23 protein-coding genes and 1 pseudogene are annotated in these 22692 nt (G+C 49.1%); 7 read left to right on the forward strand and 17 right to left on the reverse strand.

Going from position 1 to position 22692, the window contains the following annotated elements:
- Positions 1-118: 118 nt before the first annotated feature.
- From CPZ25_RS11970 to CPZ25_RS12005, 8 genes are all read right to left on the reverse strand, one after another.
- A complete protein-coding gene (locus tag CPZ25_RS11970; RefSeq protein ID WP_058693196.1) occupies positions 119-763 on the reverse strand; it encodes an ABC-2 transporter permease in 645 nt (214 codons plus the stop codon).
- Complete coding sequence (locus tag CPZ25_RS11975) at positions 741-1499, reverse strand: ABC transporter ATP-binding protein (RefSeq protein WP_096920528.1); 759 nt, start codon at positions 1497-1499, stop codon at positions 741-743. The genes CPZ25_RS11970 and CPZ25_RS11975 overlap by 23 nt, the downstream gene beginning before the upstream one ends.
- On the reverse strand, positions 1500-1952 hold the full coding sequence (locus tag CPZ25_RS11980) for a helix-turn-helix domain-containing protein (RefSeq protein WP_096920570.1): 453 nt from the start codon (positions 1950-1952) through the stop codon (positions 1500-1502).
- A 119-nt stretch (positions 1953-2071) separates the two neighbouring features.
- On the reverse strand, positions 2072-3430 hold the full coding sequence (locus CPZ25_RS11985) for an MATE family efflux transporter (protein ID WP_096920529.1): 1359 nt from the start codon (positions 3428-3430) through the stop codon (positions 2072-2074).
- Between the two features lie 46 nt (positions 3431-3476).
- The gene (locus CPZ25_RS11990) at positions 3477-3908 is read right to left on the reverse strand and encodes a MarR family winged helix-turn-helix transcriptional regulator (RefSeq protein ID WP_158501286.1); all 432 of its coding nucleotides are present in this window, start codon (positions 3906-3908) and stop codon (positions 3477-3479) included.
- Between the two features lie 121 nt (positions 3909-4029).
- The gene (locus tag CPZ25_RS11995; RefSeq protein WP_096920530.1) at positions 4030-4515 is read right to left on the reverse strand and encodes a DUF6376 family protein; all 486 of its coding nucleotides are present in this window, start codon (positions 4513-4515) and stop codon (positions 4030-4032) included.
- Positions 4505-4867 (reverse strand): arsenic metallochaperone ArsD family protein, encoded by a 363-nt coding sequence (locus tag CPZ25_RS12000; protein WP_058693185.1) that lies wholly within the window; start codon positions 4865-4867, stop codon positions 4505-4507. The genes CPZ25_RS11995 and CPZ25_RS12000 overlap by 11 nt, the downstream gene beginning before the upstream one ends.
- 134 nt (positions 4868-5001) lie before the next feature.
- Positions 5002-5673: an MBL fold metallo-hydrolase gene (locus tag CPZ25_RS12005; protein WP_158577787.1), complete on the reverse strand. Its 672-nt coding sequence runs from the start codon at positions 5671-5673 to the stop codon at positions 5002-5004.
- A gap of 101 nt (positions 5674-5774) precedes the next feature.
- Between CPZ25_RS12005 and CPZ25_RS12010 the strand changes: the two genes are divergently transcribed.
- A complete protein-coding gene (locus CPZ25_RS12010) occupies positions 5775-5969 on the forward strand; it encodes a (Fe-S)-binding protein (RefSeq protein WP_074617848.1) in 195 nt (64 codons plus the stop codon).
- Positions 5970-6170: 201 nt separating this feature from the next.
- Here CPZ25_RS12010 and CPZ25_RS12015 read toward each other — a convergent pair whose 3' ends face one another.
- The 5 genes from CPZ25_RS12015 to CPZ25_RS12035 form a co-directional block, all read right to left on the reverse strand.
- Positions 6171-6419 (reverse strand): MoaD/ThiS family protein, encoded by a 249-nt coding sequence (locus CPZ25_RS12015; RefSeq protein WP_096920532.1) that lies wholly within the window; start codon positions 6417-6419, stop codon positions 6171-6173.
- Positions 6416-8308, reverse strand: a complete 1893-nt coding sequence (locus CPZ25_RS12020) for an aldehyde ferredoxin oxidoreductase family protein (protein ID WP_096920533.1) — start codon at positions 8306-8308, stop codon at positions 6416-6418. Before CPZ25_RS12020 ends, CPZ25_RS12015 begins: the two co-directional genes overlap by 4 nt.
- The gene (locus CPZ25_RS12025) at positions 8305-8724 is read right to left on the reverse strand and encodes a 4Fe-4S binding protein (RefSeq protein ID WP_096920534.1); all 420 of its coding nucleotides are present in this window, start codon (positions 8722-8724) and stop codon (positions 8305-8307) included. The genes CPZ25_RS12020 and CPZ25_RS12025 overlap by 4 nt, the downstream gene beginning before the upstream one ends.
- 422 nt (positions 8725-9146) lie before the next feature.
- The gene (gene eutL / locus CPZ25_RS12030; protein ID WP_058693179.1) at positions 9147-9791 is read right to left on the reverse strand and encodes an ethanolamine utilization microcompartment protein EutL; all 645 of its coding nucleotides are present in this window, start codon (positions 9789-9791) and stop codon (positions 9147-9149) included.
- Positions 9792-10087: 296 nt separating this feature from the next.
- Positions 10088-10966, reverse strand: coding sequence for a LysR family transcriptional regulator (locus tag CPZ25_RS12035; RefSeq protein ID WP_096920535.1), 879 nt, complete (start codon positions 10964-10966; stop codon positions 10088-10090).
- Between the two features lie 146 nt (positions 10967-11112).
- Here CPZ25_RS12035 and CPZ25_RS12040 point away from each other — a divergent pair, with 146 nt between their 5' ends.
- The 4 genes from CPZ25_RS12040 to CPZ25_RS12055 all read left to right on the forward strand — a co-directional run bounded on the left by CPZ25_RS12040 (position 11113) and on the right by CPZ25_RS12055 (position 15503).
- The gene (locus CPZ25_RS12040; RefSeq protein ID WP_096920536.1) at positions 11113-12048 is read left to right on the forward strand and encodes a 4Fe-4S binding protein; all 936 of its coding nucleotides are present in this window, start codon (positions 11113-11115) and stop codon (positions 12046-12048) included.
- A gap of 97 nt (positions 12049-12145) precedes the next feature.
- The gene (locus tag CPZ25_RS12045) at positions 12146-12475 is read left to right on the forward strand and encodes an MGMT family protein (RefSeq protein WP_096920537.1); all 330 of its coding nucleotides are present in this window, start codon (positions 12146-12148) and stop codon (positions 12473-12475) included.
- Positions 12476-12692: 217 nt separating this feature from the next.
- Positions 12693-14525 carry a glycerophosphoryl diester phosphodiesterase membrane domain-containing protein gene (locus tag CPZ25_RS12050; protein WP_096920538.1) on the forward strand — a complete coding sequence of 611 codons (1833 nt, stop codon included), beginning with the start codon at positions 12693-12695 and terminating at the stop codon, positions 14523-14525.
- Between the two features lie 210 nt (positions 14526-14735).
- A complete protein-coding gene (locus CPZ25_RS12055; RefSeq protein ID WP_096920539.1) occupies positions 14736-15503 on the forward strand; it encodes an SDR family NAD(P)-dependent oxidoreductase in 768 nt (255 codons plus the stop codon).
- Between the two features lie 89 nt (positions 15504-15592).
- Here the strand turns inward: CPZ25_RS12055 and CPZ25_RS12060 are convergent, their stop codons facing one another.
- A complete protein-coding gene (locus CPZ25_RS12060) occupies positions 15593-16747 on the reverse strand; it encodes an aldo/keto reductase (RefSeq protein WP_158577786.1) in 1155 nt (384 codons plus the stop codon).
- Between the two features lie 152 nt (positions 16748-16899).
- Between CPZ25_RS12060 and CPZ25_RS12065 the strand changes: the two genes are divergently transcribed.
- A complete protein-coding gene (locus CPZ25_RS12065) occupies positions 16900-18498 on the forward strand; it encodes an L-serine ammonia-lyase, iron-sulfur-dependent, subunit alpha (protein ID WP_096920541.1) in 1599 nt (532 codons plus the stop codon).
- 66 nt (positions 18499-18564) lie between these two features.
- Here CPZ25_RS12065 and CPZ25_RS12070 read toward each other — a convergent pair whose 3' ends face one another.
- Complete coding sequence (locus CPZ25_RS12070; protein ID WP_058693171.1) at positions 18565-19203, reverse strand: HAD-IA family hydrolase; 639 nt, start codon at positions 19201-19203, stop codon at positions 18565-18567.
- A 128-nt stretch (positions 19204-19331) separates the two neighbouring features.
- Here CPZ25_RS12070 and CPZ25_RS12075 point away from each other — a divergent pair, with 128 nt between their 5' ends.
- Positions 19332-20219, forward strand: a complete 888-nt coding sequence (locus CPZ25_RS12075) for an amidohydrolase family protein (protein ID WP_224168718.1) — start codon at positions 19332-19334, stop codon at positions 20217-20219.
- A gap of 123 nt (positions 20220-20342) precedes the next feature.
- On the opposite strand, the gene CPZ25_RS20830 is transcribed toward CPZ25_RS12075, so the two are convergent.
- Both CPZ25_RS20830 and CPZ25_RS20835 read right to left on the reverse strand, forming a co-directional pair.
- A complete protein-coding gene (locus tag CPZ25_RS20830) occupies positions 20343-21485 on the reverse strand; it encodes an acyl-CoA dehydrogenase (protein WP_167495295.1) in 1143 nt (380 codons plus the stop codon).
- A 354-nt stretch (positions 21486-21839) separates the two neighbouring features.
- Positions 21840-22682: pseudogene (locus CPZ25_RS20835) on the reverse strand (electron transfer flavoprotein subunit alpha/FixB family protein); the annotation flags it as partial.
- Positions 22683-22692: the final 10 nt, after the last annotated feature.

Genomic DNA, 22692 nt, shown 5'->3' on the forward strand with positions numbered 1-22692 from the left:
ATTCACTCCTTAAAGATTAGATCTTTAAGTCCAGCATAACGGAATTAAAGGCACCTGTCAATCTTTTTGCAGTCTATATAAAAAGCGAAGGGCCCTCGCCCTTCGCTCACTGATTATTTTATAAATCGACTTTTTCAAATCGCTGGATAGAAACACGGCAGGCCACCAGTATTCCCAATACATAAATTATTATCCCGGCTGCCAGAATCGGCAGCTGCCCCAACATCATCGATGGCTCCGTTGTGTCCAGATAAGCGCTGAGCGTTGGGAAATGCACCAGTGCTTCCATCACGATAATGTATAGCCACAGAGGAATCTGGGCGATTATAAAAGACTTTCCAACATTGTACGCTGTTTTGTAAAACTGCGTCAGAAAGATCACATTAAAGATGGTAAACATCACCAATACAAAACCATAAAACGCAGGATTCGGCTCAATCCCTACCGGATTCGGCGGCAGCACATATGCCCGCAGAACAGCAAAGGGAACAGAGATAAGCACCTCGCCAAGCTCTACCAGCACTACCAGCAGGCATCTTGCTCTGACAACGTCTCCCTTTGAGATAGGCAGCGCCGCAGTATAGAAGGTATCTTTGTTTTCACGCCCGTTTTGAAAGGTAAAGAAAAGCCCAAGGCAGCCAAAGAAAAACGGAACATAATAGGGATAGCCGGGAATCATCAGCATGGCACCAAAGAACATAAAGATAAACATCGGCGGCAGACTGGTTAAAAGCAGTTCTTTATAAAGCAATGCTCTCATCATATTTTTTCCTTTCCATGTGAACCATAATGTCCTCCAGCGACAGCGCAGGATCACTTTCCTTATCCTTAAGATACTGGAAATGGCGGATAAATGCTTCCCGATCTTCACTGGCGAGAATTGCGCCGTCCTTAATATAGGTAATGGTATCCGCGCATTTTTCCAGGTCTGATGTGATATGCGTAGAAAACAGGATGCTGCGGTCACCCGCCTGCACCAGCTTTTTAAACAAAACCAGCAGATCATCTCTTGATACAGGGTCCAGTCCGCTGGTCGGCTCGTCAAAAATCAAAAGGCTGGCATGGTGTGAAAGCGCCAGTGCTATGAGATATTTAACTCGCATGCCGGCTGACAGCTGGTCCACAGTTTTACACTCATCAAGCTCAAAAATCTTTAAAGCCTGCTGATACTTTCTGTCATCCCATTTTTCATAAAACCGGCTGGTCACTTTGGTGATGGTCTTCAATTTCTTTTTGGGATAGTAATCAATTCCTCCCAGCACGACACCGATATTCTGCTTACACCATGCTTCGTTCTGGTTAAAATCTTTTCCCAACATTTCAATGGTGCCGCTGTCGGGATGAACCATATTCAGCATGGCCTTGAGGGTGGTGCTCTTTCCTGCCCCGTTTTTTCCAATAAAGCCCATGATGCTGCCCTGCTTTACATCAAAGGAGACATCCTTTAACTCGAAAGCCGGATATTTTTTGCTGAGATTTTCGACAGATAACAGATTCATCTATTCCTCGCCTCTTTTCACTGCGTCCATGATCTGGGCGGCAAGCTCCATAAAAACATCTTCCTTTACAATGGCAATACCGGCTCTCTCAGGATCCTCATCGCCAAGAACCATCAGCCGGTCACCGGGTTTTATATCAAAAATTTCGCGTGCTTTTTTAGGTATAACAATCTGCCCGCGCTCTCCCACGCTCACACAGCCGAACATATGCTTATCCTTTGGCGGGATGGCCAGGCCGTCTCTTTCTTTTTCATTATAATTCACAAGGTCATCCAGACTCACATTGTACATTTCGGCCAATGCGTTGCAGTTAATGACATCCGGTGCGCTCTCGCCGCTTTCCCATTTTGCCACAGCCTGACGGCTAACGCCGATTCTGGATGCTACCTCCTCCTGCGTATATTGGTTCATTTTCCGGAGTGCAGTCAGATTCATACTTAACTGATTTTTCATATTTTCCATACCTCCTGATACCAATTTTAACAGAATCTGCCCGATTGTCCACCAACCATTTTTAACAAAATATGTTTGTTTTAGTTGCATTAAAAAAGATGCCCTTAGGCATCGCATCTTTAAGCTTCGATCTGTTTTTTGCTGATAATGGCTTTATTTTCCCATTTTTTGCTGCGGTAACGGGCATAGTTAACCACCAGGCCGACGCCCCATCCCATGGGGATAGACCACCAGATTGCGCTTGCGCCGATCATTCCTGCCAGAATATACGCAGCCGCGATACGGACAACAAAGTTTGACAGAGAGCCCATCATAAAGGCTGTGGCATCTCCCGCGCCGCGCAGCACGCTGCCGGCTGAAAACATAAGTCCCATGACCACGTAAAATACTGAAACGATGCGGATATACTCAACGCCAACCTGGATAACACCCGCGTCTGCAACAGAATCCACAAACGCACCGATAAAGACATCCCCAAATAAAAAAATCAACCCGGAAATCGCGAGGCACATGATCACCACGATCAAAATCGTTACTTTAAAGCCTTCGTAAACACGTTCTGTGCGGCCAGCGCCAATGTTCTGCGCCGTAAAGGTAGATAAAGCCATGGTAATGCTGAGCAATGGCTGGATGGCGATGGAGTCAATTTTAGTCGCCGCGGTATAACCCGCGATAAAAACTGAACCAAAGCTGTTTACCAGACCCTGGATTGCCATCATTGAGAACGACACAATACATTGCTGCACTGTTGAAGGGATAGCATAGGCCAGCAGATCCTTCAGCATTTTAAAATCAAACACACAGTCTTCCCTGTGAAGCTTAAGCACCGGCACTTTAAAATAAACGTAGATCAGACAGGTAACGGCCGATACGCCCTGCGCGATCAGCGTAGCCCAGGCCACACCGGCCACACCCATGTTAAAATAAATAACGAATACCAGGTCCAGCACAATATTCAAAAGCGCCGCGACAATTAAAAAATACAGAGGGGTTTTTGAATCGCCCACAGCACGACATATTGCAGCCAGTCCGTTGTAGGTAAATAAAAAAATGCATCCCATGTAATAGATGTTGATATAGGTAGACGCGCCTTCATAAATGTTGGCCGGCGTCTGGATCAGATGCAGCAGCCAGTCTGAAATGGCAAGGCCCAGCGCACAGACCACAGCTCCTACGATCAAAATAAAAACCATGCTGGTAAACACCGCACGGCGCATATTCTTTTTATCTCCCGCGCCAAAATACTGAGAGATAAGTACTGAGCAGCCCATACTCAGCCCCATGGCGACCGCTACCAGTAAAAATACCATTGCTGCCGTTGAGCCAACCGCCGCCAGCGCGTCTGCGCCCACATAATTCCCAACAATGACGGTATCCACTATATTGTAGAGCTGCTGAAAAATGTTGCCAAGCAGCATGGGCAGCATAAAGACCATCAGAATTTTCGCCGGCTTGCCCCGGGTCATATCATTAACCATAAAATCTCACTCTCCTCCAATGTTCACATTCATAAAACAGTCTGTCTTAACCGTCACTTTCCTGATTAAGCTTCCAAACTTTAACTGCAATCCTTTCTGACAGCTCGTCAAACAAAACCTTTTCCTCTTCTGTAAATTCTGCCATCACTTCCTCCTCCAGCTGCCTTCTGCTTTCCTTAATGGCAACCACTGCCTTATCGCCGGCCTCTGTCAGATAAACACACTTTTCACGCTTGCTCTCACAGTTGGTTTCACGCTTAATAAGCCCCATATCCTCCAGGGCTGACAGAGTTTTCGCCACAGTGGTTTTATTAAACTGAAAAAAACGTGCAATGGCATGCTGGTTAACACCGTCATTGTGTTTTAAATACAAGAGAATGGACTGCTCTGTATTATTGAGCTGCATACCGCTCAGGCGTTTTTGAAATAAAATCTCGCTGTGGCGGTAAATGATTGAGATATTTTTAAAAAACATCATTTCCTCCATATGGTTTGGCCGCAAACAGTTTCTTGTTAAACAGTTTACATATAAACTATTTTAGATTTTCTTCTATGTTTTGTCAATCAAAAAAACAGGCAGACCGCCTGTTTTTCGTTTTCTAATTTTGACCACTCAGCAAATTTTTAAGCTCAGGGATATACGCTTGAAGTGAAGCCGCCGCAGTTCTCACCTGCTCGTTGGCCGAGGACAGTGCATCATAATCCTTATTTTCAATTCCTGTTTTATACGCTGCCACCGCCGGTTTAAGCTGATTCGCCATATTGGTGAGCTTACTGTGAAGCTCCGTATAATCCTGCGGTACCTTATCATAGCTGATAATGGCGTCACATGCTTTATCGACCTGGTCCAGCTGCTTATCCATATCCGCTACCCATGCGCTGTCGGACAGAGAATCCTCCGTAAATCCCGACAACTTATCCTGAATACTCTGAACAGTGCTGGTCATCGAGGTAAACTGACCGCCCAGAAATCCAAGGTACTCAGCCTTTCCCGCTGGTCCGTCCTTGCTGCCGCAGCCGGCAAATACCAACGAGGTTACAAGGACAGCCAGGGCAGACATAAAAAGCTTCTTTTTAACTTTCATGTTGCCCTCCGCAGCCGCCACAGCTGCCGCAGCCCTTCCCCGAAGCTCTGCAGCACGCAGCGATGGTATCTTCTGTAATGCCAAACCAGTTGGCAATCTCTGTGTTGGAGGGGTAACCACCCTGCTTTACCAGCACACCATCGATCAGGGTAATGGGTAAAACCTCCGGTCCTTCGGCGTCCAGCAGGTTTTCAACCATTTCATTTTCGGCAAAATCCTTTTTCATTCCAATTATATCATAGCGCTTCACCGTTTCCCCGGCGTTAACAAGTGCCTGAATCACCGCGTCCATACGCGCGTCTTCATCCGACACGTCAATGGCCGCCGGCTCGAAAAGCTCTAATACTTTCATTCGAATCCTCCCAGTTTATAATGATCTCATTGTAACACTGAAATCTTAATAAATTCGGTTAAAAGTAAAGATATTCCATTACAGACCGCAAAAAGCAGCCCTGCCGTCATTCTCAAGGCTGTTTTTCTGCCACTTTAGAGCAGTGCGCTCAGGATATCCTCTCTGCCTGCCGCTGCGCCATGTCCTGGCAAAAACTGCTGGCAATTGGTTTCGAGCAGCTTTTGCAGAGAATTTTTTACCTGTACCTCATCGTTGGCAAAGGGTGGATAGATCCGCTTGCTTCTATGGATAATAGCGTCGCCAACCAATGCAATATCCTCATTAAGAATCAGGCTCATGGAGCCCTTTGTATGACCAGGCGTGTGCAGCACACATATTCCCGGCCCAATGCACTGTCCGTTTTCAACCGCCATAACATTTCTGCAAGGTTCAAAACAAGTCCAAACGCCAAGGGCTCCCGCTACGCTCACAATTTTTCTGGTAAAGGGAAGGGTTCCCTGAGGAAGCGGACAGCAGCCGTCCCTCAGCGCTGTCCGCTCATGGGCATGCACATAAACCAGACAATTAAATTTCTTCTGAAAATAGGCGGCATTTCCCACATGATCGGTATGGACATGGGTTAAAATAATGCCGTCCAGACCGCTGATTCCCAGTCTTTTAAGCTGTCGTTCGATGCTCTGACGCTCCGTCACTACGCTGGTATCCACCAGATAGACAGCGTCACTGTACTGAATCACATAACAATTACACCTTAACGTATTTAAACGCTCAATGACAATGCCGCCCGAGGTTGTCCATCTTCTCATCTCCATCACCCCTTCTGTCGATCTAAGCCTTTTATTCTGCCTTGACAGCCTATCGGAACAGGCGTACAATAAATTCATTCTGATTATAAGCGAGGATAAATATGGAACCTATCTACCCTACGGATATTTATGAATACCTGCCCCACAGCAACTGTAAACGCTGCGGGGAGGATAACTGCATGGCCTTTGCCGACAAGCTGTCTAAAAATCAAGCCAATCTCAGCAGCTGTGCACCACTTCGGCTTCCTGAACAGGAAAAAAACCGGAAAGCGGTGGAAGCACTTCTGAATGACTGACGTTTGCTTCATTGCGCTCTCTCCTTGCTCGCTGCCAATTTTGCAGCGCAAAATTGGACTGCTTCGTCTTTATTTGAAAAAAACTTTTTTCTCCTTCGGAGGTTTTTTTCAAACAAGACGTTTGCTTCGTTGCGCTCGCTCGTTCGCTATCGCTCTCTCCTTGCTCGCTGCCAATTTTGCAGCGCAAAATTGGACTCAGCTTCATCCTCCCGCGCAGACTGGGACAAAGCTGACAATATCGCCGGGTTTCAGGCTGGTCCGCATACCGTTATGCAGATTGACATTATCACTGTTCAGCAGGATCAGACATCGTCTAGCTTTTGCCGCCGCCTCTTTCCCATGGGCGGCTTTTATTTTTACCAGCACTTCTTTGATATTTTCCGCCTCAAAGCTTTCCTGGGCTGTGCCAGTCGATGCCCTCAGCGCTCCAAAATATTTTATCGTGATCATAAGTTTCCAAGCCCCAGACGCTTGAGAGTCGCGGCTTTTGGCACTCCCTGTTCATCCCATCCTCTTACTTTATAGTATACCGGCAGCATTGTTTCGAGATCCACTCTGGTGCTGGGATCATCCGGTTCCTGCAGTTCATCCGTCAGACGTCCCGGCAGACTGTCATCCTCAGCGGTCAGACCTTCCCGCAGATTAAAAAGCCGCTCGATGGTAAAGCCACGCTCGCCGGCCTGAAGAAACTCGCCGGTCGTCATACGCATACCCGTAGCCAACTCAATGGCCTTGCAGTGCGGCATCAGATACATGGTTTTAACAGGCAGCAGACCCGGCATCAAAGGCCACATCTTTCCAAGAACTCCCCGGGCCATGATCATTGCCTTACCCGCCGTATGGGTTACAGGGCTGACTGGTCCCATATGATATAAAATTGACGGGATCATGGTCTGCATGGTGAACAGGCAGAAGCCTGCTGCCGAACCGGCCTCCATGCCGTTCTGCATAAAAGCCGTAAGCTCCGGCTTTCCCTTTGTTCCCTGTGCGCCGACGCTCATGACCCCCACTGATTCCATGAGCGCCAGGTAGCCGCCGTTCAGGTGACAGCCGCCACGGTTGGAGGTCGCATATCCCAGACCCATACCGACTGAGCGTCGTGGCTCGTAGGAAGCCAGCTCCATACCTTTGGCGTTGATGGCAAAGTCCGCCCCGCCGTATTTTTTTGCCAGCCGGGCGCTGCCCTCAGCCAGCTCGTCGCCAACACCCTGACGGTACGCAATTTTTTCGATGATCTCCAGCAAATTGCCAGTTTCTCCAAAGCGCAAACCAAAATCTGCCATTTCCTTTTCTTGGAGCTCCATGGCAAAAGCTAAGGTACCCGCCAGAGAAATGGTGTCTATCCCCAGGATATCCGCTTTATAATTAATCTCATTGATCAATTCCAGATTGCTGTTTTCAATATTTGATCCAAAAAGCCCAACAGTCTCAAACTCCGGCCCTTTTACCTCACGCCCGCCTACCATTACACGCCGTTCACAGCGTATGGGACAGCTTACGCAGCCCCCGTTTCGGGTCAGGTATCTATCCGCAAGGGTTTCTCCGCAGATTTCCTCCGCGGCCTCAAACTGTCCCCTTTTAAAATTATGGGTTGGAAGGGCGTGCGAGGCGTTGGCGTTATTTACCAGACCGGCAGTGCCGTAGTGAGGCAGGCTGTCGCCCGTCATGGGATGATTCTGAATAAATTTCACCCACTTTTTCACATAGGCGTCAAAGGCTGGTTTGTTATAAAACTCTGGCCGTTTGGTGCCATAGGCCACAATGCCTTTCAGGTTTTTGACACCCATTACCGCTCCGCAGCCGCATCTGCCGGCTACCCTCTCTCCTGAAACAGCGCAGGCATAGCGCACCTGGTTTTCCCCTGCTGGCCCGATGACCACTTTCCCATAAACCTTGGGAAAATGCTCCTGAGCCGCCTCAGCATCCAGCCCCCACAGGTCTGTTGCGTCGTGGATCACCGCCTCGCCGTCCAGAATCTCCAGATATACGGGCTTCTCCGCTCCGCCTGCCAGAATAATACCGTCCACTCCGGCACGCCGCATCATCATGCCAAAGCTCCCGCCGCAGTTAGATGAGGCGATCCCCCCAGTCATCACGTTTTTAAAGGTCATGTTAAAACGACTGGAGGAGGGCGCGCCTGTGTCCGTCATAATTCCTGTATTGATAATCAGGATGTTTTCTTTTGACAAGGGCTCCACACCCGTTGGCAACAGATCATAAAGCAGCTTGGCCGCAAGCGTTTTACCGCCGAGATATGCTGCCACAACGCCTTCTTTGATGGGCAGCGGGCGTATTTTACCTGTTGTCAGGTTAATATGCAAATAATTCAAGGGCTTCATTGAATCACCTCCATGCGGATCGCCGAGAGCGGGCACAGGCTCTCACACAGGCCGCACCCCACACAGGCCTTTGGCTTGACCAGCTCGGCGTAAACCCGGATATCTCCTTTAAAGGCCGGCATCGAAATGGCCAGGCATCCAAACCGGCAGCCGTCCACGCACATTGAGCAGGCGCTGCACACAGCTGACTCTATCATGGGTTTTTTCCATTGATTTTTTGATATTTTATTCGCTGTCTCTCCACTGTTGTCCAAAACGGCGCCCTGTGGACAGGATCTTCCGCAGACGCCGCAGTCGATACAGCGTCTGTCATTTACCATATGCTGCTTTTTCTTTTCACCGGTAATGGCCAGCACCGGACAGTTTCTCGCACAGATCGTGCATCCGATACATTTTTCTGTAATGGTATAGGCCATCTTTATCCCTCACTTCCTTGTTTATTATCTTTATTATAACAGGTTTTCTGTGAATTTGGGGAACAAAAAAGACCCTGATAAAAAACTCAGAGTCTCTTGTTCGTTTGAATTTTTTTATTACAGGAATGACGTTGCTACGCTCGTCCTCTCAAGGAAAACAGATTCTTCGGAAATCTATCATCCTTTTCGGATGATTTCCTCATCATCTGCATTAGGCTCATTGCCGCTCACCCGCTAACGCTCCTTGTTCGCTGCCAATTTTGCACGGCAAAATTGGACGGCTTCGTCTTTATTTGTAAAAACCTTTATTTCTCCTTCGGAGGGTTTTTTCAAACAAGACGTTTGCTTCGTTGCGCTCGCTCGTTCGCTGTCGCTCTCTCCTTGCTCGCTGCCAATTTTGCACGGCAAAATTGGACTCAGCTTCAATAATCAACAGGTTCTTCGACGCAGTCCATAACCATTTTGGCGAAGGCCATGCAGGCGGTTTTACAGGCGGACTGAGTCCCAGTCACGATGGCGCCGCCGCGGTTGGAGACGGTCGGCGGTCCAAAGAATTTTACGACCTCTACGTCGGCGGCTGTCAGAGCTTCATCGACGCCCATCATAGATTCCAGCGGAGGGCCGACAAGATAGGCGACAGATGAACCAACAGGCAGATCACAAACTTCTGCGAGGTAAGTGCCAATTTTTGAGATAACCTGTGCATAAAATTGTACGCCGTCATCTTCACGCGCACTAAACAGACAGGCATTGTGCTCGGTGAAATGCGTAATGGTCCGCAGGCCGCTTTCAACATCGCTGATGGATGGCCCTGAGATAATACCGATCATTTCTCCGCCGTAGGCACAGCCAAGTCCCCCGTAGGTCGATTTGGCATAGCAGACCCGCACATTGGCCTTTTTGGTCGCTTCATCGGCTGCCACGTAGCCAATATCCTCATTATCGGTGGTAAAGAGGCCGATGTCGATATGGCCTTCAGGCAGGCCGAATTCTTCAATCATGATATCTTCAATGTCTGTCATCAATTTGCTGGACAGAACATGCGCTTTCAATAAATCCCCGGTCATTTTTGAACTCCCTTTTTCAAGATTTTTGTATTGCTTATTATCATACCATCTGTTATTTTGTTAGTAAAGAAGAAACTCTGCCCGGGTCATGGAAAAATTTGCACCAAAAATGATATATACCCTGTTTCCACAGACTATTCACACTTTTATCATGAAAAAACACAGTTTATCCACAAGTTGTACACAACCTGTGGACGCAATCCCTTTATTTTTCGTTAAAGGCCATTTTTTATCCCAAAACTTATCCACACTATCCACGTTAAAATGTGGACAAAAAGTGAACAAAAAGTGGAAAACTAATCTTTATATTCCTCGCAGGCTTGAACAAATGCCTTAAAAGGCGGTGATAGGAATTTGTTTTTATGGTAAATCAGCGTGAAGTTCCGCAGTAAACGAATTCCCTGAATCGAGAGTATGCAGAGCCGGCCCTGTTCAAACTCCCGCTCTACCAGTCGCTTTGAAAGCACAGCCAATCCCTGCCCGCCCATCACTGCATTTTTAATGGCTTCCGTATTCGTACAGGTCCATTTTTCCACAATTTCCACACCTTCTTTGTCCAGGATCTTTTCAAAAAAGCTGCGGGCTCTGCTGCCCTTTTCACGAATCACGAAGTACTGTCCCTGGAGCTCGTCAAGACTGACTGTTTTTCGACCGGAAAAAGGATGGCCTGGCCCGCAAATCAGCACCATCTCATCCTCCACTGCCGGTATCTGGATAAGGTCCTCACTGCTCACCTCTCCCTCGACAATGCCAAGATCCAGATCGCTCTTTAAAATCATGGACTCGATGACCGGTGTGTTATCCACCAGAACCGTCAGGGTAACCGGTGGGTTTTCAGCCTCAAACCGGCTGACTAACTCGCTGAGTATAGTAGTTCCAACGGTCACCGTACCGCCGATTTTAAGGGTGGTATGCTCAGCGGAATACTTCATTTCCAGTTCCATTTCATCAAACAGCGCCACAATATGCCTGGCGTAGTCTAAGAGCTGTTCGCCTGCTGGTGTGATATAAAGCTTGCGGGAAATCCGCTCAAAAAGACGCACATTATAATATTTTTCAATATCCGCGATGGCCTGGCTGACAGATGGCTGAGCAATAAACAGCTGGTCGGCCGCAGCACTCATCTTGCCGGTCTCTGCAACTGCCAGAAATACTTTCAGATGCCTGATGGTCATAATGATCCCCCAATTTTCTTCTATAGGTATTTAGCTATTAAACTGATTATAAAATACTATTTTACAATCGTCAAGAAATCCGTTAATCTATAGACTGAAGAACAAAGATTATTATTCGTTAAACGGAGAAGGAGATTTACAAGCTTATGAACATTGCACCTGAAGAAATTAAACGCGTCAAGGGACAGGGGTTCCTGTTCAACAATGACCACGAACATTTTGCCGCCCGTGTCATTACAGAAAACGGTGTCTTAAACGCCGCTCAGATTTCCTGTCTGAGCGAAGCGGCTGAGAAATTTGGAAATGGCAACATTGCCTTTACCACCCGCCTCACCGTGGAAGTACAGGGCCTAACCTGGGATGATATTGTACCTTTTCAGGAATTTATCGCTAAGGAAGGTCTGGTAACTGGCGGCACTGGCCCAAAAGTCCGCCCAGTCGTGGCCTGTAAAGGAACGGTATGCACCTATGGCCTGATCGATACACAGGGCCTTGCCCGCGAAATACATGAACGCTTCTACAAAGGCTATCGTGACGTTACACTGCCCCATAAATTTAAAATCGCTGTTGGCGGCTGCCCAAACAACTGTGTAAAGCCCGACCTCAATGACTTAGGTATTGTTGGCCAGAAGATCCCTTACTACAACGACGAGCTGTGCCAGGGTTGCGGCAAATGTTCTGTTGAGGACCGCTGCCCAATGGACGCTGCCACTGTAACAGACGGCAAACTCGTCATCGATAAAGAAAAATGCAACAACTGCGGTTTATGTGTTGACAACTGCCGCTTTGACGCAATTCCTGACGGTGAAGTCCGATATAAAGTTTATGTTGGCGGCCGCTGGGGAAAATCCATCCGACGCGGCACTGAGCTCAAAACATTGTTCACCCGCGACGAAATCCTGGACGTTGTGGAAAAGGCCATTCTCTTATATAAAAAAGAAGGTCAAAACAGTGAACGTTTTGGCTCTACCGTTGAACGCTTAGGCGCGGAAGCCGTAGAACGCGCTCTGACCACCAATGATCTGTTAGATGAAAAGGACAGTATTCTGGGCATTGCCACCGTATCCGGCGCTACCTGCTAATTTTTTAAAAAGCCTCCAAATATAACGGAGGCTTTTTATATGTTGTTTTTCGCTGGATAATCTTTTATAATAAATACCATAATCAGGAGGAAGCCCAATGTCTGAATCACTCAATAAAAAATTTTATGACGTCGTTGCAAAGATCCCCGAGGGGCGGGTAGCCTCCTACGGGCAGATAGCTTTGCTGGCTGGCCGTCCGCGGGCCGCAAGGGCCGTAGGCGCTGCCCTGCGCCGTGTTCCTGCTCATCTGGATCTTCCCTGCCATCGGGTTGTTTTCAGTGACGGTTCCCTCTGCAAAGGTCTTATCTTCGGCGGCCCTGGTGTTCAGGAGCAGCTCTTGAAAAAAGAAGGCGTCACATTTCTGCCAAACGGCAAGGTCAATATGCGCTGTTGTCTCTGGAAGCGTTCTGAAGACTTTCCCCGTTAAAAGGAAAGGCCAGCAGCGTTACATCCTCACAGCACAGGTCTTCCCATACTGCATTATCCGGCTGTTTGCTCGGCTGGTGCGAACGTTTTTTAATTATATGCGCATGTTCGGTTTTTTCCAAGTGCAATTATTTGTTTTTCTTTTATTAAAGTTCTTGTTTTTCATGCCTGTTGCCGGGTTTTATGGTAAACTATAAAAAAACTCTGGAGTCCTTGACATGAAATCAAAAAACATTCAAAATACTCTCATTGCTTTTATTCAGGCGTTTCCGGCACTATTGGCTTTTGAGGTTGTCTATAAGATGCTCTGTGCAGTCCTGCTGAAACCGCTGCTGTCGTTTATCATGCAGATTTTCTTGAACCTCAGCGGTTACAGTCTGGCATTTAACGAGAGATTTCTTAATTTTTTCACCAATATTCCCGGTGTTATTACCCTCGTCATCATGCTGGCGCTAGGTGCGCTTATGGTTTATTATGAGTTTTCTGTCATCATCTTGCTGCTCTACCACAGACTCCATAAAAATCCAATCAGCCTTGGCACAGCCATGAAAATGGCTCTCACGACCTATAAGAGCCTTAAAAATTTGGGCGCAGTTGGTTTTACAGCCTATGCACTGGGGCTCCTGCCGCTGATACACATCGGTTTACGCCCGTCACTGCTGCCACAGACCCGGATTCCTAATTTTATTACCGGGGAGCTGTCAAAAACTCTGATGGGAAATATCGGGGTTTATCTGTTTTACGCAGTTATCTTTGTGCTTTTCGTGGTCCTGCTTTTTGTATTGCCTGCTATGGTTCTGGATCGCGTTTCGTTTTTAAGGGCCGCTCGAAAAAGTTTCGGCATTTTAAAAAGGGGGCGTCTTCCTGTATCGTTGGTGCTTGGCGTTTACGTGATTTTGTGGATTGTTCTGTTTAACTTTCCAGGGTTTGTACCCACTTATTTTCCTGGCATCTCTGGCAATGGCCCTCTCACTGTTTTCCTGAGTCTCTTTTCAGGAAACACCTTCGCGCCGCTTATGGGATTTTTGCTGGTAGGCCTGCTGCGCGTCACACTTATGCTTTTGCTGCTGACCATCTTGACTGCGGGGTACAGCGGGCTCGACGGCCAGATAAATATTGACGATGGAGCTCTTCCCCTTATCGATGAGAAGCTTGACCATATGAGGGAAAGGGCTATGAGCTTCTTTCATATTTCACGCCATACAGCAAAAAACGCCTGGACACATATTAAGGCCCATCCCTTTTTCATCAGGCATCAGAAGCCAATCGCTCTGGGGCTTGTCATTCTGGCCGCTGTAGGTATGTTCAGCCTTTTCTACAATCCGCCGGCTCTGCACAGCCCCATCGTCATCGGGCACCGCGGAAGCTCAGAAGGCGTAGAAAACACACTTGGCTCTATCCAGGGTGGTATCGACCAGGGCGCTGACTATGCGGAGATCGACATTCTTTTGTCCAAGGACAACGTGCCCATGGTCATACACGACAGTAATCTCCAGCGTCTTTCCGGTCAAAATGTCAATGTCTATGACCTGACTGCTGAAGAGCTCGGTGAACTGACCTTATCCCAAAATGATGCTAAGGGAAAAATCTCAACGCTTGAGGAGGTGATCAGGACCACAAAAGGGCAGATCAAACTGCTCATTGAGTTAAAGACCCACGGACATGAAACCGCCGACGTAGCCGCTGAAACCGCCAAGGTCGTCGAAGCGCAAAATGATGAAAAAAATTGTATGTTCATGTCCCTGGACTACAGCCTGGTAGAACAGCTGAAAACACTGCATCCCGAATACACTGTCGGCTACTGCGTCTACGGCAATCTCGGCAAAGCCGACACAAGGCGTCTGGTCAATATGGACATCGACTTCCTCACAGTTGAAGAGAATATGGTCACAAAAAGCCTGATCAGTAAAGCCAGAAAAGCCTGGCTTCCAGTTTATGTCTGGACAGTGGATGATCCTAAATCTATGCAGCAGTATCTTGATCTCGGGGTGCTTGGCCTGATTACAGATAAACCGGCCACAGGCCGTGAGGTTATTGACCAGTCCCATTAACACCAAAACTACTGGATTTTGAAAAATCCAGTAGTTTTTTAATTTTTAAAAAAATATCTTCAAAATCAGAAGCTCATGGATCGCTATGGCTGCGACGGAAACTGTGCTCTCTGCGAATTATGTGAACCCGGCTGATGTTTAGAGCCTCTTAAAATGGGTATTTTATTTTTATAATTACTAATCATTATAAAATAGAAGGAGCGAACAGATATGTTTGATTTAACAGATAAAGTAGCCGTCGTCACCGGCGCCTCCAGCGGGCTGGGTGCAGATTCCGCAAGAGCATACGCACAGAACGGAGCAAATGTTGTACTGCTGGCCAGAAGAAAAGAAAAGCTGGAACAAGTGGCCGCCGAAATTTCCGGAATGGAGCGAAAGGTTCTGGCTATTTCCTGTGATGTGACCGATGAAGAATGTGTTAAAAAAGCCGTTGAAGAGATCATCGAAAAATTTGGAAGAATTGATATTCTGCTCAACAACGCCGGCGTCGCTGTCCGGGGCGGTGTAGATACCCTGACCGTAGAAGACTGGGATCATGCCATGGATGTCAATGTCAAGGGGATGTTTATTATGAGCAAATATATCGTCCCGCATATGAAAGAACAAAATTATGGAAAAATCGTCAATATCAGCTCTGTCAATGCGTTGATCGGAGACAAAGCCGATATGTTTATCCGCCACTCCTACAACGCTTCTAAAAGCGCTGTTCTTGGTCTGACAATCGGGATGGCTGCCTCCTACGGGCAGTTTAATATTACTGTCAACGCAGTATGTCCGGGACTTTTTGAATCGGAAATGACAAAGGATACCCTCTTTAAGTCTGAAGCTTTCCTTCAGGGCTACAGCGCCCAATGCCCCATGAGCCGCCCTGGAAAACGCGGCGAGGTCAGCGGGCCTGTGCTTTTCTTTTCAAGTGACGCTTCCAGCTATGTCACTGGCCAGCACATTGTCGTAGACGGCGGTACTTCAATCGTCTGACAAATTAAATTTAATTCTCCCAGACTAATTTAAGCCCTGCGTCCTTGCTCCGCTGTACCGCGCGGAAAGGACTGGCAGGGCTTTTTATTTTACAATCCGAAAATACTGCGGGCCTCCTGCATATTGGCGACGACATCCACACCGAAGGGACAGCGTTTTAAACAGCTTCCGCATTCGATACAGTCTGACGCGTGCGCCTCCAGCCCTTTATAATGCTCAGCTGTGGCGCCCGGTATTCTGCCCTCATGCTGCCTGGCGATATCCAGGTACTTTGTCACTGCCGCCACATCAATCCCTGACGGACAGGGCTGGCAGTGGTTACAGTACATGCACTGCCCCTGCATCTGAAAACTCGGCGCGTCGGCGATGGCGCTGTAATCCCTTTCTGCCTCAGAGCTCTGGCAATAGGCTGCCGCCGCGTCGATTTCGCGCAGGGAAGAAAGGCCGGGAAGTACCGATACAACGCCGGGGCGGTCCAGTGCATAGTGATAGCACTGCGCCGGTGTCATGGCTTTGCCAAAGGGCGAGCTCTCCGCCGACAGCAGCCGGCCAGCTGCCAGCGCTTTCATGACCGTAATCCCAATTCCAAGGGCCTCACAGCGCTGATACAGGGCGCTTCTTGCCGGAGCGATACCCAGCGCCTTTTCATCCACGGCCACGCCCTTAAATTCCATAATGTCCTCGACCTCTCTCTGTCCGTGATCCAGATCATAGGCTGGATTGAGGCTGAACATGAGCGTCTCGTACAATCCTGTTTCCACCTGTTTCATGGCAGTAACCGCATTGTGTGAGCTAAACCCAAGCTTTCGGATAACGCCCTGTTTTTTCAAATCCAGGGCATAATCCAAAATACCGCTTTTTTCTACGTCCTCGCAATCCTTTTCCGAATCCAGAAAATGAATCATTCCAAAATCCACATAATCCTGCTTCAGCCGGTCCAGCATATCCTCAAAGGAACGCTTCACCTCTTCCAGTTTCCTGCTGCGGACGTACTGCCCGTCGCCGCTTACAGTGCATAAATGCCCCTGAATCAGCATTTTTCCCGGATGTGTCCTTATCGCTTCACCGATGGCGTCTCTTATTTCCGGCTGAGGCATGTAAAGATCCAACAGGTTAATGCCAAGATCCATTGCGTGGTGAACCATCTCAACGATTTTCTTCCCGGCCATCCCCTCCAGATAGACGCCTCCAAAGCCAATCACACTGACTGGTGTCTCGACACCCTTTATTCTGCGATATTCCATAATAGCTGCTCCTTTCCCCATTTAACCGTATTATAACACCCTTTTTTCCCGCGCAACAGATGTAAAATTCCGTGAAGGCAAAAATATTTTTCTCCTTGACCCCGATCCCTACCCGGACTTACAATAAAAGCAGCCTATTAAAGGAGGTTTCTATGATAAATTATAAAACCAGCATTTTTAACGATGTTCTGGGGCCAGTGATGACAGGACCTTCCAGCTCTCACACAGCCGGCCCCGGCCGGATTGGATACTTTACCGGCTGTCTGATGCCGGATTTTAAATCCGTCAAGCTGATTTTCCCCAAAAGCAGCTCATACGCCACCACCTACAAAGGTCAAAAATCAGATATTGCCTTTGCCGCCGGCCTTCTTGGCATGCCCTTAAACCATCCTGACTTTAAAAACAGCCTCCACCGTCTTAAAGAAAAAAACATAGCCTTTGAGACCAGCCTGACCGACACAGCCTGCGATCACCCTAACACCTGCGAGCTTGTTCTTTCAGGCCCTTCTGGACGTCTCTGCATCACTTCCCTTTCCACAGGCGGCGGAATGTTCTGCGTAACCGCCATCAATGGTTCCGCCGTCGATTTCAAAGGAGATACCCCTGTGCTCGCCGGCTTTTACACTGCGGAATCTCAGGCGGCTCTCAGAGACTTTTTAAAGACGCTGCCCTCATCCATTGCCGACACCGAGGGGCTGATCTCAGGTAATGGTTTTTACGTGCTGTCGCTGAAAACCTCTGCTGCCGCCGCTGAAATTAAAAGACTCATAAAAACAGCACCGGGAACACTGCGTTATATTCCTGCCATCCTGCCTGTGGCCACGCCCGAGCCCGAAACGCTGCCCTTCAGTACCGCCAGCGCGCTCTCCCTTTTCTTACAAAAAAATCCCATGCCTCTCTGGCAGGCCGCAGTAGAATATGAAGCCGCCCGAAGCGGGTGGACCGCGGAGGAAGTGCTGAACTATTCGAAAACGCTCGTGAAAATCATGTGCCAGTCCATAAGCTTTGGCTTACAGGACGCTCCCGATGGCGAAAGCCTTACAGCGCGCTCAGCCAGATCAATGGCAGCAGCAGCTTCTGCCGGCAGACTGCTTTCCGCCAGCCCTTATCAAAGCGGCGCCGTCTACAGTACTGCCGTTATGGAGGCCAGCAACGCCATGGGTGTTGTGGTCGCCGGTCCTACAGCGGGCTCCTGTGGTGTCCTTCCCGGAGTTCTTTTCGCACTGCTTCAGGAAGCCGGCAGACCAGCTTCATTTCCGCCAATTTTATCAGATAAGCATTCAGACCAGGCCGCAAAAGCCTTACTGTGCGCTGGTATCATCGGTGTATTTATCGCGGAGCAGGCCACCTTTGCCGCTGAGCTTTGCGGCTGCCAGGCCGAGAATGGCGCCGCAAGCGCCATGGCCGCAGCGATGGCGGTCTCTTTCTCAGGCGGCGGCCCAGACCAATCTCTGCGCGCCGCCTCCACTGCTCTCCAGAATGTCCTTGGACTCATCTGTGATCCGGTCGCCTGCAGAGTAGAAATTCCATGTATCAGCCGAAACGCCATGGCGGTTTCCAATGCTCTGACCAGTGCAGAAATGACGCTTGGCGGCTATGATTCCCGGATACCGCTCGACGAAACAATCAAAACAATGTATCGCGTCGGCCGCCAGCTCCCGCCTGAGCTGCGCTGCACTGGAAACGGCGGGCTCTGCCTCACTCCCGCCGCCTTTGCAATGGCAGAAAAAGCTGGCCGGCCACACAAATGACAGCAGCTCTTCTTTTCCTTTCGCTAAACCATTAAAAAAACGGCTCGCAGCCGTTTTTTTAATGGTTTAATTTACAAGCTCTGACAAATTTTCCATAATCTTCACGTGAGGCGACGCTTCAAAATCCGCGGCGGTGGTTGTGCCAGTGGTCACAGCCGCAAAATACACCCCGGCATTTTCGGCTGTTCGAGCATCCACCAGACTGTCGCCAATGTAGAGCGCTTTTTCTCTGCAGCATTTCAGCCTTTCCAGCGCTTTCCGAACCCCTTCCGGGCTTGGTTTGGCTGTTTCCACATCCTCTCCGCCGATAATCAGGTCAATCAGTTCATCTAAACCATAAAGGCTGATGGTGCTCTCGATCCGGTAGCGGTATTTCGTGGAGATAATACCTGTTTTCGCGCCCTTTTCCTTCAGCTTTCGAAGCATGGGCAGCGTTTCAGGGAACAGTTTGGTGTTTGCCACCATCACTTCGTCTGATTTCTCAACATACTGTTTTCGGTAGCCGGCAATGGTCTCCCGGTCCTTAATGCCTGTCAGGAGCATAAACGCCTCCTCCAGGGTTAAGCCGATGGTTTTCTTAATGGCGTCGTCCTCTATCCCTTTAAAACCATTGCGCTCAAAAACATGCTTAAAACACATGACAATCCCCTTTTCCGAATTTGCCAGTGTATAATCGAAATCAAAAAGATACGCTTCGTAATCCATTTTCCACCTCCTGGTATGGCAATAGCTTTATTATAGCAGTTCTGCTGTCTTTTTTACAGCTTTCCCTTTGTTTTATGGTAATCCGGCGGTATAATAGAATTCAGAATTTAAACGAAGAAAGGATTAATATGTTTGGAGAATGCCACGCCCACATGATCATGGATGGAGTATCTTTCCGGGAAGCCGCGGCAAAACACAGAAATGGCCCGGACGAAGCCCTGATCCGGCAGGTCTTGTCGGCCTATCAAAAACAGGGCGTCCTCTTTATCCGCGATGGCGGCGATAACCTTGGCGTTTCACGCCTGGCTGCTGACCTTGCGCCAGAATACGGTATCGACTACCGCACTCCGGTATTCGCCATCCACCATCGGGGATACTACGGCGGAATTGTCGGCTATGCCTATGACAGTCTGAAAGAATATGCCCAGCTGGTTCAGGGAGCCCGGGCTCAGCGGTGTGATTTTATTAAAATTATGACGGCCGGCATCATGGATTTTGATCATGAAGGCCGCTTAAGCTGCCCGGGACTTCCAAAGCAGGAGGTCTCCGAAATGGTCCACATCGCCCATTCTGAAGGCTATTCCGTCATGACACATGTCAACGGCGCCGATCATATAAAAGTCGCTCTGGAGGCCGGTGTGGACAGTATTGAACATGGTAATTTCATGGATGCGGAGTGCCTTTCTCTTCTGAAAGAAACCGGGGCAGTCTGGTGCCCTACCATTGCCGTAACTGGTAATATCATCGGCAGCGGACGGTATGACGACACTGTTCTGGCAAGCATCCACAATCGGCAGCTCGCCAATATCCAGAGAGCCTTCAGCTTCGGGGCCGCCGTAGCCCTCGGCAGTGACGCCGGAGCCTTCTGTGTGCCGCACCCACAGGGGATTTTGGATGAGTATGAATATTTCAAGCAGGCAGTACCTGACCAGGCCTTTCTGGACGCCCGGCTTGCAGAGGCAGAGGTAACGGTGCGGGAAAGGTTTAAGGCGGGAAACGTTATAATGGAAAATTGAAAATGGAGAATGGAAAATTCTGGTACAAATCTGCTGCTGGCAGATTTGATGAAATATGGCCTGCGGCCGTGCTCCATTCACATTCACTTTAGCGAATATGCGCCAGAATTTTCCTTTTTTAATTTAATGAACTCCCGCCCAGCTGGATATGACCATGCGCTGGACCTCGGAAGTGCCTTCGTATATCTCAGTGATTTTGGCGTCACGCATCATGCGTTCTACTGGGTAGTCTCTTGTAAAGCCATAGCCACCAAATAACTGGACGGCCTCGCAGGTAACGTCTCTCGCCGCTTCTGACGCGACAAGCTTGGCTAAGGCAGCAAGATGATTATAGGGTTTCCCGGCATCCTTCGCGCAGGCTGCCTGATAAACCAGCAGGCGCGCCCCTTCTGTCCTGGCGATCATGTTGGCCAGCTGGAACTGGGTGTTCTGGAAAGCTGACAGGGGCTGTCCAAACTGTTCCCTTCCCTTGACGTAAGGGATGGTTTCATCAATGGCTCCCTGCGCCAGTCCAAGAGCCTGGGAGGCAATGCCGATCCGCCCGCCGTCCAGGGTTTTCATGGCAATCTTAAAGCCCTTTCCGACTTCGCCGAGCAGATTTTCCTTTGGCACAATACAGTCTTTGAAGATCAGCTCGGTTGTGGAGGAACCGCGGATTCCCATTTTATCCAGCTTTTTGCCGATAGAGAAACCCGGAAAATCTTTTTCCACAATAAAAGCGGTGATACCGTGGTTACCCTTTGTGATATCCGTCATGGCAAAAATAACGTAGGTGTCGGCTTTTCCGCCGTTGGTAATAAATATTTTGCTGCCGTTCAAAACATAGTGGTCGCCTTCAAGAGTAGCGGTCGTCTTCTGTCCGGCCGCGTCTGTTCCCGCGCCCGGCTCCGTCAGGCCAAATGCTCCGAGGTGTTCACCTTTTGCCAGCGGCACCAGATATTTACGCTTTTGCTCCTCTGTTCCAAAGGCAAAGATCGGCCATGCGCACAGAGAGGTGTGGGCTGAAATAATGACTCCGGTGGAGCCGCAGACCTTTGAAATTTCCTCGACGCACATGGCGTAGGCCAGATTATCCATACCCGCTCCGCCGTATTCTTCCGGGAAGGGGATGCCCAGCATTCCAGCTTCAGCCAGCTTGGGAATGGTCTCTTCCGGGAAGCGTTCCTTTTCATCCAGATCCTTGGCGATGGGCTTTACCTCCATCTGGGCAAATTCACGGAACATTTCACGCAGCTCCTGATGTTCCTTGGACAGTTCAAAATTCATGGTTTCTTCCTCCTCTACCGCAGTGGTTTTATCAACCGTATTAATCTTTTTAATCTCACGCTTCGGCCCTTTTCCTAAAGGGGTTTCCGCTATTTCTTCTTTTCTCTTGCTTTCAGGATCCTGGGCCTTCTGGCTCTTTTCAGCCTTTTCTTCAAAATAGGCTGTCTGTGTATCGATTGGATTCTGTCTCCGCTCTGTCGGCGCCTTGAGCTGGCGTTTCTCACGGATCAGATCGGTGAGGGCCGGAAGTACCTCAAACAAATCGCCAATCACACAGTAGTGGGCGATCTTAAAAATGGGGGCTTCGGGGTCGTTATTGACGGCCACAATAATATCTGAGTCTTTCATACCCAGGGTATGCTGTACCGCGCCGGAAATCCCGCAGGCGATATAAAGCTTAGGGTGGATTCTCTTACCGGTAACGCCTACCTGATGCTCAGTGTCAATCCAACCATCCTCCACTGTCGGTTTGGAAGCGCCGACCGCAGCGCCCAGAGCGTCTGCCAGTTCCCGAACGACGTCAAAGCCCTCCGGCCCTCCGAGGCCGCGTCCGCCTGCCACCACAATATCCGCTTCTTCCAGATCATCCACGACCTTGGAGACCGCCTCGACATATTCCAGCAGCTTCACCCGCAGCGCGCTTTCCTTTATCGGAATGTCTTCCTCGATTACCTCAGCTTTCAAGCCTTCCACTGGCAGGCCCTTGGCAAAAATACCGGAGTGGACACTGGCAATCTGCGGACGTGTTGCCATGGTAATTTTGGCAAACGCCTTACCGTCGTAGGCTGGTCGAATAAAGGTGACGGCGCCGTTTGCCGCAAGCTCAATCTCTGTGCAGTCTGCCGCAAGGCCAAGCTCCAGACGGGTTGCCAGACGCCCGCAGAGGTCACGGCCGTTGTGGGTCGCTCCCACCAGCAGGAGATTCGGCGCATATCGCCGGATCAGGGTTTCCATCGCGTCGGTATAGACGTCGGTACTGTAAATTTCATAGCCATCGCCCGGAACATTCAAAATAATATCCGCCCCATAGCCAGAAAGCTTGGTGGTCATATCACAGGAAAGATAGCCAAAAACCACAGCAACCAGTTCACTATCCCCGCCCTTGAGCTTTTTACCCTTGGATAAAAGCTCAAGGCTCACGCGCCTGATCTGCTCATCCTCTTTCTCAATAAATATCCAAATCGCATTTTCTTTCATGATGTTTCCT

Source organism: Eubacterium maltosivorans (assembly GCF_002441855.2).
Lineage (GTDB): Bacteria > Bacillota > Clostridia > Eubacteriales > Eubacteriaceae > Eubacterium > Eubacterium maltosivorans.